Source organism: Acidovorax sp., from assembly GCF_022763525.1.
Taxonomy (GTDB): Bacteria; Pseudomonadota; Gammaproteobacteria; order Burkholderiales; family Burkholderiaceae_C; genus Acidovorax.
Map to the genome: position 1 here is coordinate 1 of NZ_JALEGG010000069.1, position 20,700 is coordinate 20,700.

Genomic DNA, 20,700 nt, shown 5'->3' on the forward strand with positions numbered 1-20,700 from the left:
GCGCGCGCCCTGGCGGCGCTGCAGCTGCCCGCTGGCGCGCGCGTGGCCATCCTGCTGCCCAACGGCCTCCATGCCATGAGCATTGACCAGGCCGCGCTAGCCACCGGCTGCGTGCCAGTGCCGCTGCACGCCATCGACAACCCCGGCAGCATTGCCTACATCCTGGCCGACTGCGAGGCCTCGATGCTCGTGGTCAGCCATGCCGAGCAGTGGGAAAAAATCCGCGCGGCCGGCACGGCCTTTCCCGCGCTCCGCGCCGTGGTGATCGCCGAGGGCGATGCACCGGCCCCGGACGCGGCAACGGCCGATGGCCCCCTGGTGGGTACCCTCGCGCAGTGGTTGGCCGGCGCGGCCCAGGCGCAGACGGCGCTGCCCGCGCCCCCTGCGGCCGAGGACCTGGCGGCCATCGTCTACACCTCCGGCACCACCGGCAAGCCCAAGGGCGTGATGCTCACGCACCACAACGTGATCAGCGACGTGAAGGCCGTGCTGGAGCGCATTGCGCCCACGGTGGACGACGTGTTCCTATCGTTTCTGCCGCTGTCGCACACCTTTGAGCGCACGGGCGGCTACTACCTGCCCATGGCGGCGGGCAGCTGCGTGGCCTATGCCCGCTCGGTGCCCCAGCTGGCCGAAGACCTCAAGACCGTGCGGCCCACGGTGCTGGTGTCGGTGCCGCGCATCTATGAGCGAATCCACGCCAAGCTGATCGAAAAGCTCTCGCAGAGCCCGTGGAAGATGCAGCTGTACGAGGCCGCGCAGGCCAAGGGCTGGGCCCGCTTTTGCGGCGCGCAAGGGCTGCCCACCCCACAGGACGCTTCGGAAGCGGCCGGGGGCTGGATGGCCGCCCTGCCCTGGCTTCTGCTGCGCATGCTGGTGGCCAAACCCTTGCTGGCTCAGTTTGGCGGTCGCGTGCGGGTGGCGGTAAGCGGGGGCGCGCCGCTGTCACCCACCATCGCCAGGTGCTTTCTGGGCCTGGGCCTGCCGCTGGTGCAGGGCTATGGCATGACGGAAACCACGCCGGTGGTATCGGTCAACGCCCTGAACGACAACGACCCCGCCAGCGTGGGCCGTGCGCTGCCTGGCGTGGAAGTACGCATTGGCGAGAACCGCGAGCTGCAGGTGCGCGGCCCCATCGTGATGAAGGGCTATTGGAAGCGGCCCGAAGACACCGCCCGCACCGTGGATGCCGAAGGCTGGCTGGGCACGGGCGACCAGGCCGACATCGTGAACGGCCGCATCTACATCCGCGGGCGCATCAAGGAAATCATCGTCACCTCCACCGGCGAAAAGGTGCCCCCCGGCGACCTGGAGCTGGCCCTGCTGGCCGACCCGCTGCTGGAGCAGGCCTTTGTGGTGGGCGAGAACCGCCCTTTCATCGCGTGCGTGGCCGTCGTCAATGCCGACGAGTGGAAGCGCTTGGCCTCCGACCTGGGCCTGGACCCGCAGGACGCCGCCAGCCTGAACCACGCCAGCGTGCACCGCGCTGCGCTGGCTCGCATCGAGAAGAACACGGCCAGCTTTCCTCGCTACGCCGTGCCCCGTTGCGTGCATTTGACGCTGTCCCCCTGGACGATTGAAAACACCTTCATGACGCCCACGCTCAAGCTCAAGCGCAACAACCTGATGGCACACTTCGCCGAGGCGATCGAGGGGATGTACCAGAAGCCGGGTGGACGCTGAGGAGCTCCGGCCGACGCGGTTCGCGTTCTCAGAGCACCAGCTCACCCTCCCCCGCGTACGCCATCCCAAACCGGTTCGCCAGGAAATCCGCCAGCGCGACCGCCTCTTGCCCCACAAATCCTTGTTGCGGCAGGCGGCCCTGCGCCACCAGATCCAGCGCCGTGCAGATGCCCGCAGCCGTGGTGAGCTGAATGGCGCTCAACGTGTGCCCGGCCACTTGGGTCCCCAGGATGCGGGCGGAATATGAATCCTGCACCAACCGGCCGCCCTTGAGGCCTGACGCGGTGGCGAACACCACGATCACGTCCTGGTCCGTGGTGGGAATGGCGGTTTCCAGGATGTCCTTGAGCAGGTCGCGCCGGTCGCGCAGGCGCAGGTCGTTGAGCAGCAGCTTGAGGATGGCGTTGTGGCCCGGATAGCGGATGGACTGGTAGTCCACCTGCCGCGCCTTGCCCGCCAGCGTTTCCGTCAACGTGCCCAGCCCGCCCGAGGTGTTGAAAGCCTCATATTCCACGCCGTCGAGCGCAAAGGTCTCCAGCCCCTCCAGCGCAGGCACCGTGGTGCGTACGCCGTCCACAATCGCCTCGCAGGGGTTGCAGTACTCGTTGATGAGGCCTTCGGTGCTCCAGGTCAGGTTGTAGCGCAGGGCACCCTGAGGGTAGCGCGGGAGTGCGCCCACGCGCATGCGCAGCGTGTGCAGGGTGTCGAAACGCCGGGCCAGGTCATTGCCCACGATACCGATGAAGCCCGGCGCCAGGCCGCATTGCGGCATGAGCACGCTGTGGGCGCTGGCGGCCAGAGCGCGAATGGCCTGGGTGCTGGCCACGTCTTCAGTCAGGTCAAAGTAATGCACGCCCGTCGCGGCACACAGCGTCGCCACTGGCACGGCGCGGTGAAATGGCAGCGCGTTGAGCACGGCAAAACGACCTTGGATGGCGGCCTGCATGCTCGCCTCGTCCGTAGCCAACTGCGTCGCGACCCCCAAGGCTGCCACTTCACCCAGGCGTGTCGGGTCGCGGTCCGCCACCAGGATGTCGTAGTCGCCTGTGTGTTGCAACAGCAGCGCCATGGCGAAGCCAATGTGGCCTGCACCCAGGATGGTGACAGCGCGGCGGGCGGAGGTGCTGGAAGAAATGGAAACGGTGGTCATGGCGGCACTCCCGGTAGTGTTCGCAGCGCGAAGCGGTGCGAGGTGTTGTAGGTGCCTTGATGCTAGGCAAGGTAGCTGTCAATGTGTAGTGCCTATAACGTCGAAAAATGCTCATTGTTTTGCCATAACGGCGAAAATGGAGGGCGATATGACTTTTTTGAAAAAATTGCCCATGACCCAAGCCCTGGACGAATCCGACCGCCAGCTGCTGAGCCTGCTGCAGGCCAACGCCCGCGAGGGCACGGCCACGCTGGCGCGCAAACTGGGCTTGGCCCGCACCACGGTGGTGGCGCGCATTACACGGCTGGAGCGCACAGGGGTGGTCGCCGGCTATGGCGTGCGGCTGGGTGCGCGGCTGGATGCCTCCACGGTGCGCGCGTGGTGCTCCATCAGCGTATTGCCCAAGACAGCACCCGCAGTGCTGCGCGCGCTGGAGGCCATGCCCGAGGTCGAAGAGGTATCTGCCGTGAGCGGGCCGTTTGACTATCTGGTGTTCTTGCGCTGCACCAGCCATGAGCAACTCGACACGCTGCTTGATAAGGTGGGGCAGCTCGACGGCGTGCACCAGACGCAGACCAGCATTGTGCTGAGCCGCAAGATCGACCGCCGAAGTGTGGGGTGACATCGCTGTGCCTTTCCCCTCTCTCTCGGTCCGCTGTGCGACTCGGGAAGGGGGAGACACTACCAGCGCGGCGGTACGGCCCTTGCGCGGCAGCTCTGGCATGTGCTGTGCCAGTCGCCACCAGCGCGCTCGCAGTTCAACGCTGAACGCTATGAATATTGGAGCTGCCAGCGCTGACCCCAAAAGCGCTTTTGGTCATTTTTATAACCAATCGATCAGACATCGAATTGCGTAGGGTTCTTGCCCTGGATGGGCGCATAAAACGCCTTGATGCGCGCCATGTCGCCGTCCAGGTCGCCTGTGGGCTCGAATACCGGCCCCAGGCCACCCACCTTGCGGCCGTAGTCCACAAACGCCAGCACGATGGGCACGCCCGCCTGCTGGGCAATGAAGTAAAAGCCTGTCTTCCAATGCCGCGTCCTGCCGCGCGTGCCCTCGGGCGGCACGATGAGCTGCATGGGGCCCACGGCGTCGCGCATGGCCTGGGCCGAGCGGGCCACTAGATTCGAAGCCTGCTCCCGGTTCACCGGAATGCCGCCCAGCCAACGCATCACCCACCCGAACGGCGCGCGGAACAGGCTCTGCTTGCCCATCCAGTACACCCGCAGCCGCAGCGAAAACGCCAGCATCAAGGTGTACGGCAGGTCCCAATTGCTGGTGTGGGGGGCTGCAATCAACACGCTCTTGGCGGCGTTGGGCGGCAGGCTGCCTTCGATCTTCCAGCCGGTGATGCGCAGCGTGAGGCGGGAGAACGCGCGCAGCAACGTGTTGACCACTGGCGTGTCGAAAATGGTGGGGTGCATGGAAAAACGGAGCGGCGCGAGCGGGAGACCTGCGCCACGGTTGGGCTGAGGCGAGCTACAGCTCGCCGATTGTGACAAAACGAAACCAGATGCAGGGCGCGAGTATCGCTGATGCAGTACATGCCCCGCGTTGACGCATGGCAAACAGGTGGGAGCGCCCGATCGCAAAAGATCAAATTTGATAGCTGCCTTCGCTTATCCAGAAAGCGCTGAGGCCTATTTTGACTCGAATTCCTCCGCTGCCTACCGCCCCGTGCTTCGCTCAGAAAAATCCGGTCGGGGATAATTGAGCTTTTCCGTGCGGTCCCCCCGCCACATTGCGCCTGCAACGCACCACACTGCCGCGCCCGCCTGCTACTCCACTCTTTTCCTGACTTCCTTGGCCCCCACCACCCTGAGCCCCTGGCGCATGTCCGTCGCGCCCATGATGGACTGGACCGATCGCCACTGCCGCTACTTTCACCGGCTGCTGACGCGCCACACCCTGCTGTACACCGAGATGGTGAATGCCGGCGGCATCCTGTATGGCGGCACCGAGCGGCACCTGCGCTACAACGCCGAGGAACACCCAGTAGCCCTGCAGCTGGGTGGCAACGAGCCCGACAAGCTGGCCGAGGCCGCCCGCCTGGGCGCGCAGTGGGGCTACGACGAAATCAACCTCAACTGCGGCTGCCCCAGCGACCGTGTGCAGCGCGGCGCTTTTGGTGCCAGCCTGATGAAGGCGCCCCAGCTGGTGGCCGATTGCGTGAAGGCCATGCGCGATGCTGTGGGCGGGGACCTGCCCGTCACCGTCAAGCACCGCATCGGCATCGACAAGGTGGAGGACTACGGCTTTGTGCGCGACTTCATCGGCACCGTGGCTGAAGCGGGCTGCACCGTGTTCATCGTGCACGCCCGCAATGCCTGGCTGCAAGGCCTCTCCCCGAAGGAGAACCGCGACATTCCGCCCCTGCGCTACGAGGTAGTGCACCGCCTGAAGGCCGAGTTCCCGCAGTTCACCATCGCCATCAACGGCGGTATCCAGACCGACGCCGTGGTGCAGGAGCAGCTGACCCACCTGGACGGCGTGATGATTGGCCGCGAGGCCTACCACAATCCCTGGTGGCTGGCCCGCTGGGACCAGCTCTACTACGGTGGCGCACCCTGCCCCCTGCCCCGCGAAGAGGTGGAGCTGGCCATGGTCGAGTACATGGAGCGCGAAGCCGCGCAGCACGGCACGCCCTGGCCCCACATCGCCCGCCACATGCTGGGCCTGCGCCACAGCCTGCCCGGCGCGCGCATCTGGCGCCAGGTGTGGAGCAATCACCTCCTCAAGGACCGGCCGGCTCGCGAGGTGCATACGCTTGCGGTGCAGTCGTATGCCAGTGCAGTGGCGGAGTCCATTCCCGAAGCCGTGATAGAGCCCGCGACACGGGCTCTGGCGGTGTGAGCAGCTCCACGGTCAATCTCCCCGCTGACCTTGTTTCGGAGGCCGATGCATATGCCAGCGCGCAATCTCAATCCGTCTCGCGCAGGTGTATCCCTGCGCCCGCCCGTAGCTACGGATGCAGAGCGCTTTATCGCGCTGGCCCAGCGCAGCAGCAAACTGCACGCCCCCTGGACATCCGCGCCGTCATCCCTTGAGGCGTTTGCGGCCTATCTCGCGCAAGCCGAGGCGCCCGGCAGCCGGAGTTTTCTGGTGTGCCGGCCGGACGAGGCTGGGGGCAGTGACCAAATCGCTGGTGTCTTCAATCTCTCACAAATGGTGATGGGCAACTTTCGCAGCGCTTACTTGGGCTACTACGTGTTTGCGGGCTTCGAACGCAAAGGCCTGATGCGTTCGGGCTTAATCCAGCTGGTACGCCACGCTTTTGGCCCATTGAAACTGCACCGGATGGAGGCCAACATCCAACCCGCCAACGGTGCGTCCATCGCATTGGTCCGTTCCTGTGGATTTCAGCAAGAAGGATTCTCGCCGCGTTACCTGAAGATCAATGGCCGTTGGCGCGACCATGAGCGTTGGGCTATCGTTGCCGACTGAGTAGGGTTGGGACCGGTGGTGCTGCGCCCTATCTTGACAAGCTCTTGCAGGTACTTGTCCGGCACGCGATGAGAGCTTTTGCGCGCACACTTGCTGGATTGGCGCTACGTGTACGGTTCCATGTGTGTCCGACCGGCGCCCCGTATTCGCCCCACCACTGACGCAAACTAAATACCGGCATGCCATCTCTTGATTTCGACCTGGAGGAAGCCCGCTTCCGCGCGTTCTACGCCGAGCAGTCCACAGCGCTGGAGACCGCCTGCGACGCCTTTACCGGCATGGTGGCCGCTGTGGTTACGCAAGCCGGCGGTGTCGAAGTCGCCAAGGTGGAGGGCCGCGTCAAGGATGTGGAAGAGTGCATCCGCAAGTTCGTGCGCAAGTACCGCCCGGCGCTGGAAGAGAGCAACAAGCCTTACGAGATCCAGCCATACATCACCGACCTGATCGGCGTGCGTGTGGTGTGCCTGTACGAGGACGAACTGGAGAAGATCGCAGCCATTGTGCGCGGACATTTTGCGGTGATTGATGTCACCGACAAGGTGACGGCGGTCGAAAGCACGGAAGCCTCGTTTGGCTACAAGGGCTTGCATCTGGACCTCAAGCTCAGCAATGCCGAGCGCGTGCTGCCCGAACGCCAGGCCTACGCACACCTGCCGTTCGAGTTGCAGGTGCGCACCATCATCCAGGATTCCTGGAGCGTGCTGGACCACCGCATCAAGTACAAGAAATCGATTCCGGGGGAGCTCAAGCGGCGCATCAATGTGCTCTCGGCGCTGTTCGAACTGGCCGATCGCGAGTTTCGACAGATCCGTGACGCCACGGCCGCCGAACTGTTGCAGGCGCCCGATGAAACGGCTGAGCCGCAGGCAGACCCCGCCGACAACCCTCAGGCGCCCATCAAGGCTGCCGCCCCGAGCAGCGAACTCAACGCGTTCACCTTTCTGAAGATCGCGACGCACTTCTTCAAGGATTTCGAGTTCGAGCCGTCCAAGGTGGACAGTTTTGTGGACGACATCCAGGCATGGTCCCGCGGCATGACGCGGGCGCGCTTCAATGCCCTGATGCGTGAAACCGTGGGCGTGGTCAAGCGGTACAAGCAGTACTTTGAAGAGCAGAACCCTCAGGCCAGCTTTAACCCCTACACGGTGATCCGGCACTGCCTGTACCTGAGTAACAAGGCCGTGTTCCGCCCCGCTCTGCGGAACTCGGCCCGGGAGTCGTTTGAGGCGTGGCTGCAGGAACAGCAGGAAACCAAGACGCAGTAGTTTGTAAGAAATGCGTTCTAGCGCTTACCAGCAATCGGTATCAGCTATCTTTAATATAGCAAAGTGACGTTGATGGCCTGCTGAGGTGACGCGTCTTGCACCCCGACAACTTGTCGCATAGGCGACTTGAAATTGGTGGTTTTCCTCCATGCGCTTGTTACCGAGTGCTGCTATATTGCACTGCAACATAACGGAGTTTCGCCCATGCTGTACCACATTTACGAAACCCAGCGCTCCCTGATGGAGCCCTTTACCGATTTCGCGCAGGCTGCTGCCAAGCTGTTCAGCAACCCCTTGTCCCCGTTCAGCGAAAGCCCGCTAGCGCAACGCATGTCCGCAGGCTACGAGCTGCTGTACCGCCTGGGCAAGGACTATGAAAAGCCGGCCTTCGAGATCCATTCGGTGGACGTGGACGGTGTCGGCGTGGCGGTGCATGAACGCGTCGAGATCGACAAGCCTTTTTGCGAGCTGCGCCGCTTCAAGCGGTTCTCAGACGACCCTGCCACCTTGACCAAGCTCAAGGCCCAGCCTGTCGTGCTGATCGTGGCGCCCTTGTCGGGCCACTACGCCACCTTGCTGCGCGATACCGTGCGCACCATGCTCAAGGACCACAAGGTCTACATCACCGACTGGAAGAACGCCCGGCTGGTCCCGCTCTCTGAGGGCGAGTTCCACCTGGATGACTATGTGAACTACGTGCAGGAGTTCATTCGCCATCTCCAGAGCATCTATGGCAATTGCCATGTGATCAGTGTGTGCCAGCCCACCGTGCCCGTGCTGGCCGCTGTGTCGCTGATGGCCAGCCGGGGCGAAACCACGCCCCTGTCGATGACGATGATGGGTGGCCCCATCGACGCCCGCAAATCCCCCACCGCCGTCAACAATCTGGCGACGAACCGCAGTTTTGAATGGTTCGAGAACAACGTGATCTACCGCGTGCCGGAGAACTTCCCGGGTGCTGGCCGCCGCGTTTACCCCGGCTTCCTGCAGTACACGGGCTTCGTGGCCATGAACCCGGATCGCCACGCCAGCAGCCATTACGACTATTTCAGGGACCTGATCAAGGGCGATGACGCCAGCGCCGAAGCCCACCGCAAGTTCTACGATGAGTACAACGCGGTGCTCGACATGGATGCGGACTATTACCTCGAAACCATTCAGACGGTGTTCCAGGACTACAAGCTGGTCAACGGCACCTGGGACGTCCGCTCGCCTGAAGGCAAGGTCGAGCGCGTGCGCCCCCAGGACATCACCACCACCGCCCTCTTCACAGTAGAGGGTGAGCTGGACGATATCTCCGGCTCCGGCCAGACCGAAGCGGCACACGACCTTTGCAGCGGCATTGTCCGCAAGGAACAGCGCCACTTCGAGGTCAAGGGCGCAGGCCACTATGGCATTTTCAGCGGCCGGCGCTGGCGTGAGGCGGTCTATCCCCAGGTGCGCGCGTTCATCCTGGAGCACGACAAGCCCCCAACCAAGGCTGGTGGCCCCGTGACGGAAACCCCGGACGACAACCCTCCCCGCCGATCGCTCCCCAAGACGGCATCGTCTGCCACCACCGTGACCGTGGCGGGACCGTCCCGGCCACGTCGCAAGGGAGTTGGCAAGGCTTGACCGCAGACTTGGAGCCGGCTGCGCTGCCGGCGGCCCAGACAGCGCTGAAAGTGCTGGTGTCGCAAATCGACGCCGCGTTGCCCCAGACGCAGTGCACGCGCTGCGGCTATCCGGACTGCGCGACCTACGCCCGGGCCATTGCGGAGGACGGCGTGCCCTTCAACCAGTGCCCTCCTGGAGGCGCCGAGGGAATCGCGCGCCTGGCTGCCATCCTGGGACAAGCTCCCCTGCCACTCAGCCCGGTGCACGGCACGGAGGCGCCACGCACCGTTGCGTACGTTGATGAAGCCTGGTGCATTGGCTGCACACTGTGCATCAAGGCCTGCCCGACCGACGCCATCGTGGGCACCAACAAGAAGATGCACACGGTCATCGAACCCTATTGCACGGGGTGCGAGCTGTGTGTTCCGGTATGTCCTGTGGACTGCATCCAGATCGAAAACGCCAGCGGTACTGCCACCGGGTGGTCTGCGTGGTCCGAGCCTTTGGCCCGCCAGGCTCGCGAGCGCTACGCAGTGCACCGCAGCCGGGTACCCCTGGATTCGCCGAATCTTGAGGACGAGGACACCTCCCTGCCCGACGAGGCGGCAGCCACCAGACCGCCATTCCCTGCATCCGCCGCCAGCCCGCGGGAAAGCTCACCCGCAGAGCGGCAGGCGGCCATCGCGGCCGCATTGGAGCGTGCCCGCCAGCAGCGGCGCACGCAAGGCATGTCGTAGGCGGCGCCCCTCTGCCGCATCGCAGCTGGGGGGAAGCGGCGAGACTTCAGCGCGCAGCAAGCGTCTTGTAGACCCCGCAGCCCAGATACAGGTCGCCGACACGGCTCACATAGGACATCTTTGTCTGCACAGCACCCGTGGCGGGGTTGGTGATATCGTATTCCACCCAGCCCGGCCCTCGGTCGCCCTGCGCGACGATGTCGCTCACGAGCCGGTCGCCCGCGATGCCCGGAATGTCCTGCACCCGCGTGCCCACCTTGGCACTGTTGCCCCCGAATGCCAGGTAGGTACCGGACGTGTCGAGCACGAACACATACATATCCCGGTCGTGGTAAGGCTGGTTCTTGTCCGTGATGGTGCGCAGGAACTGATCCCGCGACGTGCCTTTGTGCATGGCCATCGCCCTTTGCACCAGGGCCACGGCCTCCTCCGCCGTGCCTTGCTGCAGACGAAACGCTGATACGGCACGCGACAGCGTGGAGGCCCGGCTTTCCAGGGCCTCGGCCTGCTCCACGGCATGCCCCACCATCTGCGCGTTGTGCTGGGTGATCTGGTCCAGCTGTTGCACGGCCGCGCTGACCTCACGCAAGCCCGTGCTTTGCTGCCCGCTCGACTCCGAGATCTCGCTCATGCTGGCGGCCACGCTGCGAATGCCCCGGGCCATGTCGGCAATGCCTTCGCCTGCAGACCGGATCAGTCCGGCGCTCGTTTCCACTTGGCTTACCGAAGTGCCGATCAGCTCCCGGATCTCATGCGCTGCGTCGCTGGACCGCTTGGCCAGCATGCGCACCTCGGATGCCACGACCGCGAACCCCCGGCCCTGGTCGCCAGCGCGCGCAGCCTCCACTGCGGCATTGAGCGCCAGGATGTTGGTCTGAAAGGCGATGCTGTCGATCACGCCGATGATCTCGGTCATGCGCCGCGCGCCTTGCTGGATGGCCTCCACCGATTGCACTGCCCTTGCCATGGCCTGCGCTCCCACATCGGCCGCGTCGCGCACCCGGGCGGCCTGCGCATCTGCGCTCTGGGCCGTCAATGCGTTGTTCTGCACGGCGGAAGAAAGCTGCTCCACGCTGGCAGCGGTTTGTTCCAGGTTGGCTGCCTGTTGCTCGGTGCGGTCGGCCAGAGACCGGCTTCCCTCGGCGAGGCTTTGCCCGGCGTGGGCCACCAGGGCGGCATTGCTGCGGATATCGGCCACCATGGACGACAGCGTGATGACCATGCGGTCCAGCGAATGCGCCATCTCACCAACTTCGTCTTGCCCGTAGTCGCCCCGCGGCTTCGCGCGTAGATCGCCGCCTTGGGTGAGCTCCACCGTTTGGGCCAGTCCGGCCAGGTCTGACGAAAGACTGAAATGCAATGCGACAAGTGCATAGGCCACCACCAGTCCACCCAAGGCTTGCACCCACCACGGCGCCCCGAGGGCTGCGGCTCCGAGCGCCAACGCGACAAGCAGGCCCACCGAAAGCATCTTTCCGGGTAACCGCCATCTGCGCATCCACCAAAGCCCGGGACGCAGCGGTAGAAATCCTGGCATCTTGTCTCCTCTTTCGTTATTCGCGCATGGGCGCGTTGACTTCGAATCTAGGTGAGCCCACTTACGGAGGATTGACGGGGCGAGCAGCACGTCTTTTGGCCTGTGCAACGAGCCGATATTCCCGCAAAACGCACCGCGTCCGCCATGGACCATCACCCATAATGGCGCCCCATGAATCCCTTGCTCTCCCATCTTCAGCCCTACCCGTTCGAGCGCCTGCGACAGCTTTTTGCGGGGGTCACGCCACCTGCAGCGTATAGCCCCATCAGCCTGGGGATGGGTGAGCCACGCCATCCTACACCGCAGTTCATCAAAGATGCACTTGGTAACAATCTTTTTGGATTGGCGAGTTATCCCGCCACGGCAGGGGACCCGGCTTTGCGCGAGGCGTTCACTCGCTGGCTTCAATCACGCTACGGGATCACCGTCAACCCCGCCGCGCAAGTGCTCCCGGTCAACGGCTCTCGGGAAGCCCTTTTCTCGTTCGCGCAAACGGTGGTGGACCCTTCGCAAGGCGAGGCGGTCGTGGTCTGCCCCAACCCGTTCTATCAAATCTATGAAGGCGCGGCTTTGCTGGCGGGGGCCAAGCCCTACTATGCCGCGAGCGATCCCGCACGCAACTTTGCGGTGAACTGGGATGCCGTACCTGATGCCGTGTGGCAACGCACCCAACTGCTGTTCGTCTGCTCGCCCGGCAACCCCACCGGTGCGGTGATGCCACTGAGCGAATGGCAGAAGCTCTTCGAGCTGAGTGACCGCCATGGTTTTGTGATTGCCTCGGACGAGTGCTACAGCGAGATCTATTTCCGGGACGAGCCCCCGCTGGGCGGCCTTCAGGCGGCAGACCAGCTGGGGCGCAGCGGCTACAAGAACCTGATTGCGTTCACCAGCCTGTCCAAGCGCAGCAACGTCCCGGGCATGCGCAGTGGTTTCGTGGCAGGAGACGCCGCGCTTATCAAGGCATTCTTGCTCTACCGCACCTACCACGGCAGCGCGATGAGCCCGGTGATCCAGGCCGCGAGCATCGCCGCCTGGAGCGACGAGAAGCATGTGGAGGAAAACCGCATGGCTTACCGCACGAAGTTCGCACAGGTCACGCCGCTGCTCGCGGGCGTCATGGATGTTGCGCTGCCAGACGCAGGTTTCTACTTGTGGGCCAAGGTGCCCGATGCGCTGGGCATGGACGACGCCGAGTTCGCGCGAGCTCTTTTGGCTCAATACAATGTCACGGTGCTGCCCGGCAGCTACCTGGCCCGCGAGGCCCAAGGCAGCAACCCCGGCGCCCAGCGCGTGCGCATGGCCCTCGTGGCCGAAACCGAAGAATGCGTGGAAGCCGCGCAGCGCATCGTGCAATTCATCCAGTCCCGTACCGCCTGACAACCACAGATCACAACATGACCCAACAACTGCAAACCATCATCGACAACGCCTGGGAAAACCGCGCCAGCCTTTCGCCCGCCGCCGCCCCCAAGGAAATCCTGGACGCTGTCGAGCAGGTGATTGCCGAGCTGAACAACGGCACGCTGCGCGTAGCCACCCGCGAAGCCGTGGGTCAGTGGACGGTGCACCAGTGGATCAAGAAGGCCGTGCTGCTGTCGTTCCGCCTGCGGGATAACGAACTGATCAAGGCCGGTGACCTCGGCTTCTACGACAAGGTCCAGACCAAGTTTGCTCATCTGTCCGAAGACGAAATGAAGGCGACCGGCGTGCGCGTGGTGCCACCCGCCGTGGCCCGCCGCGGCAGCTTCATCGCCAAGGGGGCCATCCTGATGCCCTCGTACGTGAACATCGGCGCCTACGTGGGCGAAGGCACCATGGTCGACACCTGGGCCACCGTGGGCTCTTGCGCACAGATTGGCGCCGGCGTGCACCTGTCGGGCGGCGTGGGCATCGGCGGCGTGCTGGAGCCTCTGCAGGCCGGCCCCACCATCATCGAAGACAACTGCTTCATCGGCGCGCGTTCCGAAGTCGTCGAAGGCGTGGTGATCGAAGAAAACTCCGTGCTCGGCATGGGCGTGTACATCGGCCAGAGCACCCCCATCTTCAACCGAGCAACCGGCGAGATCAGCTACGGCCGGGTGCCCTCGGGCTCGGTGGTGGTCAGCGGCAACCTGCCCAAGACCGCCGCCAACGGTGCGCCCTACAGCATGTACGCCGCCATCATCGTCAAGCAAGTCGACGCGCAAACGCGCTCCAAGACCAGCATCAACGACCTGCTGCGCGACTGAGCGCTTGCAGCCCCTGCAGGGCGGCCAGCGGAGCCGCCTCGCCGACAGATACAGATACACGGACCTAACCGATACCGAGGGAAACACCATGAGTACGATGGAACGAATTCTTCGCCTGATGGCTGAGAAAAAGGCCTCCGACGTCTATCTGTCGGCCAACGCACCCGCGCTGATCAAAATCAACGGCGAATGCGTGCCCATCAACAACCAGATCCTTCCGCCCGACGCGCCGCGCAACCTGCTCTCCGAAGTGGTTCCGCCCGACCGCATCGAAGAGCTGGAGGAAACTGGCGAACTGAACATGGGCGTGCCCCTGAGCGGCGTGGGCCGGTTCCGCGTCAGCGCCATGCGCCAGCGCGGCAGCTACGCCGTCGTGATCCGCTTCATCTCCCAGCAGATTCCCGAGTTCGACACGCTGGGTCTGCCGCCCGTGATGCGCGACCTCATCATGGAAAAACGCGGCCTCATCCTGATGGTGGGTGCCACCGGCTCGGGCAAGAGCACCTCGCTGGCCTCGATGATCGACACGCGCAACGAGGCGCTTACCGGCCATATCCTCACCATTGAGGATCCGGTCGAATACCAGTTCAAGAACAAGAAATCGATCGTGAACCAGCGCGAGATCGGCAGCGACACCCAGTCGCTGCAGACCGCACTGAAGAACGCCCTGCGCCAGGCGCCCGACGTGATCCTGATCGGCGAAATCCGCGACCGCGAAACCATGTCCGCTGCCATTGCCTACGCGCAGTCGGGCCATCTGTGCCTGGCCACCCTGCACGGCAACAACAGCTACCACGCGCTCAACCGGATCCTGTCGTTCTACCCCGTCGAAGTGCGTCCGACCATGCTGGGCGACCTGGCATCGGCGCTCAAGGCAATTGTTTCCCAGCGCCTGGTGCGCACTGTGGACGGCGGCCGCGTGCCGGCGACGGAGGTCATGCTCAACACCAAGCTGGTGTCCGACCTGATCGAGAAGGGAGACTTCTCCGGGGTGAAGGAAGCCATGGAGAAGTCCATGGCCGAGGGTTCGCAAACCTTTGAAGAAGCCCTGGCCAAGCTCATCATGGATGGCAGGATCGACCGCAAGGAGGGCATGGCCTACGCCGACTCTCCGTCCAACCTGATGTGGCGTCTGCAAAACGATTTCTCCCTGGCGTCCAATGCCGCCAAGGCCCAGAAAGAAGCCCGCGATGCGCCCGATGACGCGCCCTCGTTCACCGAGATCGTGCTCGACGTCAAGCCAGCGGCATGATGTAAAGTCCCCTTGAGTTGTCGCCCCCGACCCCTTTCCTCAAGGGGTGCGGCGCCCTCGCTGCAGGGCGTCCCTGGCGGGCATTATCGTTTTGTGCAGCGCTGCGGTTCACCTGCCGAACCCTGATCGCCCTCCGATCACAGCCTCATTCCTAACCCCATTCCCACTCCATGTCCCGCACCCTCCACCTGGCCGAACAGCTCATCTCCCTGCCCTCCATCACCCCCGAGGATGCAGGGTGTCTCGACCTGCTCGCGGCGCGGCTAGCCCCGCTGGGTTTTGTATGCGAACGCCTGGACAGCGGTCCTGCGGATTTTCGGGTGAGCAACCTATGGGCAAAACGGCCTGCAGCGCTTGCAGCACTAGCGCAAACAGCTATCAAAACAATAGTATTTGCAGGTCATACTGATGTGGTTCCCACGGGCCCGCTCGCCCAATGGAGCAGCGACCCGTTCTTGCCGACGCACAAGGACGGCAAGCTCTACGGCCGAGGCGCAAGCGACATGAAGACCTCCATCGCGGCATTCGTGGTGGCGGTCGAGGAGTTTCTTGCCGCCACGCCCCAGCCCCACATCGCGCTGGCTTTTCTGCTGACCAGCGACGAGGAAGGTCCTTCGGTGGACGGCACCAAGGTGGTGGTCGAACAGCTCCGCGCGCGTGGCGAAGCGCTGGATTACTGCATCGTGGGAGAGCCCACTTCGGTAGAGAAAACTGGCGACATGATCAAGAATGGCCGGCGCGGCACTTTGAGCGGCAAGCTCACCGTGCGTGGCATCCAGGGCCACATTGCCTACCCCCAGCTGGCACGCAACCCCATCCACCAGGCTTTGCCCGCGCTGGCAGAACTTGCTGCCACCGTGTGGGACCGGGGCAATGCCTTCTTCCCCCCCACCAGCTGGCAGATCAGCAATGTGCACGGCGGCACCGGCGCCACCAATGTGATTCCGGGCGACGTGGTGTTGGATTTCAACTTCCGCTTCTCCACCGAATCCACCGCCGAAGGGCTTCAGCAGCGTGTCCACGCGGTACTCGACCGCCATGAACTGGAATACGACCTGCGCTGGACACTCGGGGGCCAGCCCTTCCTGACCACGCCGGGAGAGCTGGTGGGCGCCGTCCAACAGGCCATCGCCGCCGAAACCGGCCTCACGACCGAACTGTCCACCACCGGTGGCACCAGCGACGGCCGCTTCATCGCGCAGATCTGCCCCCAGGTCATTGAGTTGGGTCCGCCCAACGCCAGCATCCACAAAATCGACGAACACGTGGCGGTGGCCGACATCGAGCCGTTGAAGAACATCTACCGGCGCACGCTCGAGAATCTGCATGCGCAAGCACTCGCCACCGAATCCACGAAAGTGGCTGCGGCATGAGCACGCCCACCCCATCCCCTCTGGCGCTGTCGGGCTCCACCATCGGTGCGGTGGTGGAGTCCGGCGCGCAATGCCTTGCGTCCGCCGGTGTCTTTTTCGGCCACGGAACTTCCAACGCGTACGACGAGGCCGCCTGGCTTGTCCTCTGGCGCCTGGGTCTTCCGCTGGACAGCGACCTTTCCGACGCGCCCGGCTCCGCGAGGAACCAAGCGGTGACGCCAGAACAGCTTGGGGAGGTGGCAACACTTTTCGAGGAGCGCATCCGGTCACGCAAGCCCGCCGCCTACCTCACGCGCGAGGCTTGGCTGCAAGGCGTGCCCTTCTACGTGGACGAGCGCGCCATCGTGCCGCGCAGCTTCATCGCCGAACTGCTGGTGGACGGCAGCGTGGACCATTTTCTGAGCGACCAGACGCACCGCGTGCTCGACCTGTGTACCGGCAACGGAAGCTTGGCGGTGCTCGCCGCCATGGCCTGGCCAGAGGTTCATGTTACGGGCGCCGATATCTCTCCTGATGCGCTGGCTGTGGCTCGCATCAACGTAGAGAAGCACGGACTGCAAGATCGCATCACGCTGGTGCTGTCTGACGGTTTGGCCGCCGTGCCCGGCCCCTGGGACCTGATCCTCTGTAATCCGCCGTACGTGAACGCCACCAGCATGGCCGCGTTGCCTGGCGAGTACCGGGCAGAGCCTGAACTGGCTCTGGCGGGTGGCACTGACGGAATGGACTTCGTGCGCCAGTTGTTTGCCGCCGCGCCCGCCTGCCTGACTGAAGACGCCGTGATCATCCTGGAGATCGGCAATGAGCGCGCGCATTTCGAGGCAGCATTTCCGCAACTGCCTGTGCACTGGCTGGAAACCAGCGCTGGCGAAGACCAGGTTTTGCTCGTTTCACGGCATGCCTTGGTCACGCAAAGTCTCATCGCTGCACAATCAAAGGTTAAAACGCCGAATTAGCGACTTCTGCCTCTTGGCCAATACTGCTGTCTCCAACGTCACCCGCCGCGCGCGGGTGCGTTTTTCTTGCACTCCGGATGATCACTCTCAAGAACGTAACTCTGCGACGCGGCTCCAAGGTCGTACTCGACAACGTCTCCACCACCATTAATCCTGGCGAAAACGTGGGTTTGGTAGGCCGCAATGGCGCAGGCAAGTCCAGCCTGTTTGCCTTGCTCAGCGGCAAACTCCACGAAGATGGCGGCGACTTCCACATTCCGTCGAGTTGGCGCATGGCCGAGGTGGCGCAGAACATGCCGGAAACGGACCAGTCAGCCACCAGTTTTGTGCTTGAAGGCGATACGCGCCTGGCCGAAGTTCAGCAGCGGCTGATCGACGCCGAGGCCAGTGATGACGGCATGGCCATTGCGCACGCCTATTCCGACCTGCACGACGCAGGCGCGCACGACGCAGTCGCGCGCGCGCAGGCGCTGATCCTGGGGCTGGGTTTTCGCGTGAGCGAGCTGGAGCAGCCGGTCAACAGCTTCTCGGGCGGCTGGCGCATGCGCCTGCAGCTGGCGCGTGCGCTGATGTGCCCGAGCGATCTGCTGCTGCTGGACGAGCCCACCAACCACTTGGATCTGGACGCCCTGGTGTGGCTTGAAGCTTGGCTCAAGCGCTATGCCGGAACCATGATCGTGATCAGCCACGACCGCGAATTTCTGGACGCCATCACCAACGTGACGCTGCAGATCCAAGCTGGGCAGTTGAATCGCTATGGCGGCAACTACAGCAAGTTTGAAGAACTGCGCGCCCAGCAGCTCGAACTTCAGCAAGCCAGCTATGCGAAGCAGCAGGAGAAGATGGCCCACCTGCAGAGGTTCATCGACCGCTTCAAGGCCAAAGCCAGCAAGGCCAAGCAGGCACAGAGCCGGGTCAAGCAGCTCGAACGCATGGAAAAGATCGGCCCGGTGCTGGCTGAAGCTGAGTTCACTTTCGAATTCAAGGAGCCGGCCAATCTGCCCAATCCGATGCTGGCGATTAGCGATGCATCGTTCGGTTACGTGGATGAGGACGGCAACGCCACCACCATCCTGCGTGGCGTCAACCGTTCTGTGTTGGCAGGCCAGCGCATCGGCATTCTGGGCGCCAACGGGCAAGGTAAGTCCACCCTGGTCAAGACCATTGCGCGCACTATGAGGCCGCTCTCCGGCAGCGTAACCGAAGGCAAAGGCCTGAACATCGGCTATTTTGCACAGCAGGAACTCGACGTGCTGCGCCCGGCGGAAAACCCGCTGGAACACATGATCCGGCTGGCCAAGGAACTGGGGCCCGACCTCAAGCAGCCCAGCCGCGAGCAGGACCTGCGCAGCTATCTGGGCACCTTCAACTTCACAGGTGACATGGTCAAGCAGGCGGTGGGCACCATGAGCGGCGGCGAAAAAGCCCGCCTGGTGTTGGCCATGATCGTGTGGCAGCGCCCCAACCTCCTCCTGCTGGACGAACCGACCAACCACCTGGACCTGGCCACGCGCGAGGCGCTCGCCATGGCGCTCAACGATTTCGATGGCACCGTGATGCTGGTCAGCCACGACCGCGCGCTGCTGCGTTCGGTCTGCGAGGACTTCTGGATGGTCGGCCGGGGTGTCGTGGGTCCCTTCGACGGCGACCTGGACGACTACCAGCGCTACCTCCTGGAAGAATCCAGGCGCCTGCGTGAAGAAGCACGGCTTGCCGACCAAGCCCAGCCGGTGGACGCCACGCCGCATGCTGCGGTCTCTCCCGCCGCCCCCCCTTCACCGTCAGCCGAAAAGCCGACCTCCCCGGCTGGCTCGCCCGCCGCGACCGCTGGCGCAAGGGACGGACGGGAGCAGCGCAAGCTGGATGCCCAGGCACGGCAACAACTGGCCGAAAGGACCCGCCCCCTCAAAAAAGAGCTGGAGCAGACCGACAAGCGTTTGGGAACCCTGGGTGCCGAGCGTGCCGAACTGGAGTCCAGGCTTGCTCAACCCCTGCCTCCCGCAGAAATCGCCGACTGCGGCCGGCGCCTCAAGGCCGTGAATGACGAGGTCGCGCAACTGGAAGAACGTTGGCTGGAAATTTCTGCTGCGCTGGAAGAAATGTCGGGAGTAGCGGCAGGATAGTTTGTAAAACTACGCAACAAATGGGGCGTCTTTTTTGCCTCAGACGCTTATCCAGCAAGCGCCGGAAGCTCCTTTTCTTGAAGCAAAAAATCAAACTTTGTTAAGGGCGCATCCGGTTGCATTTTTTTGCGAAACGCTGTCAACGACCCGCACACGGCAGGCGTTGTTGGTACATCACAGGAGTTTTCCAGTATGAACACCACAGCAATCTTGTCCGCTTGGCCCGAAGACGAACGCGATCGCAAGCGCGCCCCGGTCCGCATCTGAGCGGCGATCCCAGTTCGCGGGCCTTTCAACATGCTGGTCGATTGTCATCCCCGCATTCAGCCCGTCGAGCCATGGCAAGGTGCCATGGGTTCCTCTCCCAGCAGGATCTGAGCAGGCATCCACCGAAACTGTCCTTTTCTCTTCCCAGCCCCAACGAAAAAGCCCCGCATCGCGGGGCTTTTTGTTGTCTGCGCCCTTGTGAATCGCCTGCGGCGACTCACGTCGGGGCAGAAGTCTTGAATCGCCTCAACCCATGTGCAGGCCGCCGTTGACGGAAAAGTCCGCGCCAGTCGCGTAACCGCCCTCTTCCGACGCCAGCCAAGCGATGATCGAGGCGATTTCGCTGGGTTCGCCCAGCCGCTTCACCGGCACGGTGGCCACGATCTTTTCCAGCACGTCGGGACGGATGGCCTTGACCATGTCGGTACCGATGTAGCCAGGACTCACCGTGTTGACCGTTACACCCTTCGTGGCCAGTTCCTGGGCCAATGCCATCGAAAATCCGTGCATGCCAGCTTTGGCCGCGGAATAGTTCGTCTGGCCGGCCTGGCCCTTTTCGCCATTGACCGAGCTGATGTTGATGATGCGCCCCCAGCCCTTTTCCACCATATCGGACACGACCTGTTTGGTCACGTTGAACATGCTGTTGAGGTTGGTCTCGATCACTGCATCCCAGTCTTCGCGCGACATCTTGAGGAACATGCGGTCCCGCGTGATGCCTGCGTTGTTCACCAGAACGTCGATGCTGCCATGTTCCGCCTTGGTCTTGCTGAACGCTTCGACGGTGGAATCCCAGTCGCCGACATTGCCCACCGATGCGTAGAACGTGAAGCCCTGCGCCTTCTGCTCTGCCAGCCATTTGGCATGGTCACGGGTGGGGCCGCACCCTGCGATGACCTTGAAGCCCTCCTTGTGCAGGCGCTGGCAGATGGCGGTTCCGATGCCACCCATGCCTCCGGTGACGTATGCGATTTTCTGGCTCATGGAAGTTCTCCTTGTTAGTGATGCGCTCAACGCCCACTCTACCCAAGAAATAGGGCATTGCCGTGAAGGAAAACACTGAACGCGTTGACTTTTTGGCGTGGCTG

Annotated in this window: 17 protein-coding genes; 13 read left to right on the forward strand and 4 right to left on the reverse strand. The window is 63.5% G+C overall.

The window, feature by feature from the left end; all coding sequences use genetic code 11:
• Window positions 1-1,683 (forward strand): long-chain fatty acid--CoA ligase (locus MRY84_RS05035; protein WP_291504653.1); only part of this gene is annotated, 1,683 nt, incomplete at its 5' end.
• 28 nt (window positions 1,684-1,711) lie between these two features.
• On the opposite strand, the gene MRY84_RS05040 is transcribed toward MRY84_RS05035, so the two are convergent.
• Window positions 1,712-2,833 (reverse strand): saccharopine dehydrogenase NADP-binding domain-containing protein, encoded by a 1,122-nt coding sequence (locus MRY84_RS05040; protein ID WP_291504654.1) that lies wholly within the window; start codon window positions 2,831-2,833, stop codon window positions 1,712-1,714.
• Between the two features lie 172 nt (window positions 2,834-3,005).
• Between MRY84_RS05040 and MRY84_RS05045 the strand changes: the two genes are divergently transcribed.
• Entirely contained in the window at window positions 3,006-3,455 is a 450-nt protein-coding gene (locus MRY84_RS05045; protein WP_291504655.1) for an Lrp/AsnC family transcriptional regulator, read from the forward strand.
• Between the two features lie 215 nt (window positions 3,456-3,670).
• Here MRY84_RS05045 and MRY84_RS05050 read toward each other — a convergent pair whose 3' ends face one another.
• Window positions 3,671-4,258: a lysophospholipid acyltransferase family protein gene (locus tag MRY84_RS05050; protein WP_291504656.1), complete on the reverse strand. Its 588-nt coding sequence runs from the start codon at window positions 4,256-4,258 to the stop codon at window positions 3,671-3,673.
• Window positions 4,259-4,637: 379 nt separating this feature from the next.
• On the opposite strand from MRY84_RS05050, the gene dusA reads away from it, so the two are divergent.
• The 5 genes from dusA (at window position 4,638) to MRY84_RS05075 (ending at window position 9,876) form a co-directional block, all read left to right on the forward strand.
• Complete coding sequence (gene dusA, locus MRY84_RS05055; RefSeq protein ID WP_291504657.1) at window positions 4,638-5,687, forward strand: tRNA dihydrouridine(20/20a) synthase DusA; 1,050 nt, start codon at window positions 4,638-4,640, stop codon at window positions 5,685-5,687.
• 51 nt (window positions 5,688-5,738) lie between these two features.
• Window positions 5,739-6,278 (forward strand): GNAT family protein, encoded by a 540-nt coding sequence (locus MRY84_RS05060; protein ID WP_291504658.1) that lies wholly within the window; start codon window positions 5,739-5,741, stop codon window positions 6,276-6,278.
• Window positions 6,279-6,457: 179 nt separating this feature from the next.
• Window positions 6,458-7,543, forward strand: coding sequence for a RelA/SpoT domain-containing protein (locus MRY84_RS05065; protein WP_291504659.1), 1,086 nt, complete (start codon window positions 6,458-6,460; stop codon window positions 7,541-7,543).
• 204 nt (window positions 7,544-7,747) lie between these two features.
• The gene (gene phaZ / locus MRY84_RS05070) at window positions 7,748-9,157 is read left to right on the forward strand and encodes a polyhydroxyalkanoate depolymerase (protein ID WP_291504660.1); all 1,410 of its coding nucleotides are present in this window, start codon (window positions 7,748-7,750) and stop codon (window positions 9,155-9,157) included.
• Window positions 9,154-9,876 (forward strand): RnfABCDGE type electron transport complex subunit B, encoded by a 723-nt coding sequence (locus tag MRY84_RS05075; RefSeq protein WP_291504661.1) that lies wholly within the window; start codon window positions 9,154-9,156, stop codon window positions 9,874-9,876. The genes phaZ and MRY84_RS05075 overlap by 4 nt, the downstream gene beginning before the upstream one ends.
• A 46-nt stretch (window positions 9,877-9,922) precedes the next feature.
• On the opposite strand, the gene MRY84_RS05080 is transcribed toward MRY84_RS05075, so the two are convergent.
• The gene (locus MRY84_RS05080; RefSeq protein ID WP_291504662.1) at window positions 9,923-11,413 is read right to left on the reverse strand and encodes a methyl-accepting chemotaxis protein; all 1,491 of its coding nucleotides are present in this window, start codon (window positions 11,411-11,413) and stop codon (window positions 9,923-9,925) included.
• A gap of 171 nt (window positions 11,414-11,584) precedes the next feature.
• Between MRY84_RS05080 and dapC the strand changes: the two genes are divergently transcribed.
• The 6 genes from dapC (at window position 11,585) to MRY84_RS05110 (ending at window position 19,345) form a co-directional block, all read left to right on the forward strand.
• Window positions 11,585-12,790 carry a succinyldiaminopimelate transaminase gene (gene dapC / locus MRY84_RS05085; RefSeq protein WP_291504663.1) on the forward strand — a complete coding sequence of 402 codons (1,206 nt, stop codon included), beginning with the start codon at window positions 11,585-11,587 and terminating at the stop codon, window positions 12,788-12,790.
• A 17-nt stretch (window positions 12,791-12,807) separates the two neighbouring features.
• A complete protein-coding gene (dapD, locus tag MRY84_RS05090) occupies window positions 12,808-13,641 on the forward strand; it encodes a 2,3,4,5-tetrahydropyridine-2,6-dicarboxylate N-succinyltransferase (protein ID WP_291504664.1) in 834 nt (277 codons plus the stop codon).
• 88 nt (window positions 13,642-13,729) lie between these two features.
• Entirely contained in the window at window positions 13,730-14,893 is a 1,164-nt protein-coding gene (locus MRY84_RS05095) for a PilT/PilU family type 4a pilus ATPase (protein WP_291504665.1), read from the forward strand.
• Between the two features lie 170 nt (window positions 14,894-15,063).
• Window positions 15,064-16,266 carry a succinyl-diaminopimelate desuccinylase gene (gene dapE / locus MRY84_RS05100; RefSeq protein WP_291504666.1) on the forward strand — a complete coding sequence of 401 codons (1,203 nt, stop codon included), beginning with the start codon at window positions 15,064-15,066 and terminating at the stop codon, window positions 16,264-16,266.
• The gene (gene prmB / locus MRY84_RS05105) at window positions 16,263-17,222 is read left to right on the forward strand and encodes a 50S ribosomal protein L3 N(5)-glutamine methyltransferase (protein WP_291504667.1); all 960 of its coding nucleotides are present in this window, start codon (window positions 16,263-16,265) and stop codon (window positions 17,220-17,222) included. The genes dapE and prmB overlap by 4 nt, the downstream gene beginning before the upstream one ends.
• Before the next feature lie 77 nt (window positions 17,223-17,299).
• Window positions 17,300-19,345 carry an ATP-binding cassette domain-containing protein gene (locus MRY84_RS05110; RefSeq protein ID WP_291504668.1) on the forward strand — a complete coding sequence of 682 codons (2,046 nt, stop codon included), beginning with the start codon at window positions 17,300-17,302 and terminating at the stop codon, window positions 19,343-19,345.
• A 513-nt stretch (window positions 19,346-19,858) separates the two neighbouring features.
• Here MRY84_RS05110 and phbB read toward each other — a convergent pair.
• On the reverse strand, window positions 19,859-20,596 hold the full coding sequence (gene phbB, locus MRY84_RS05115) for an acetoacetyl-CoA reductase (RefSeq protein ID WP_291504669.1): 738 nt from the start codon (window positions 20,594-20,596) through the stop codon (window positions 19,859-19,861).
• Window positions 20,597-20,700 lie beyond the last annotated feature (104 nt).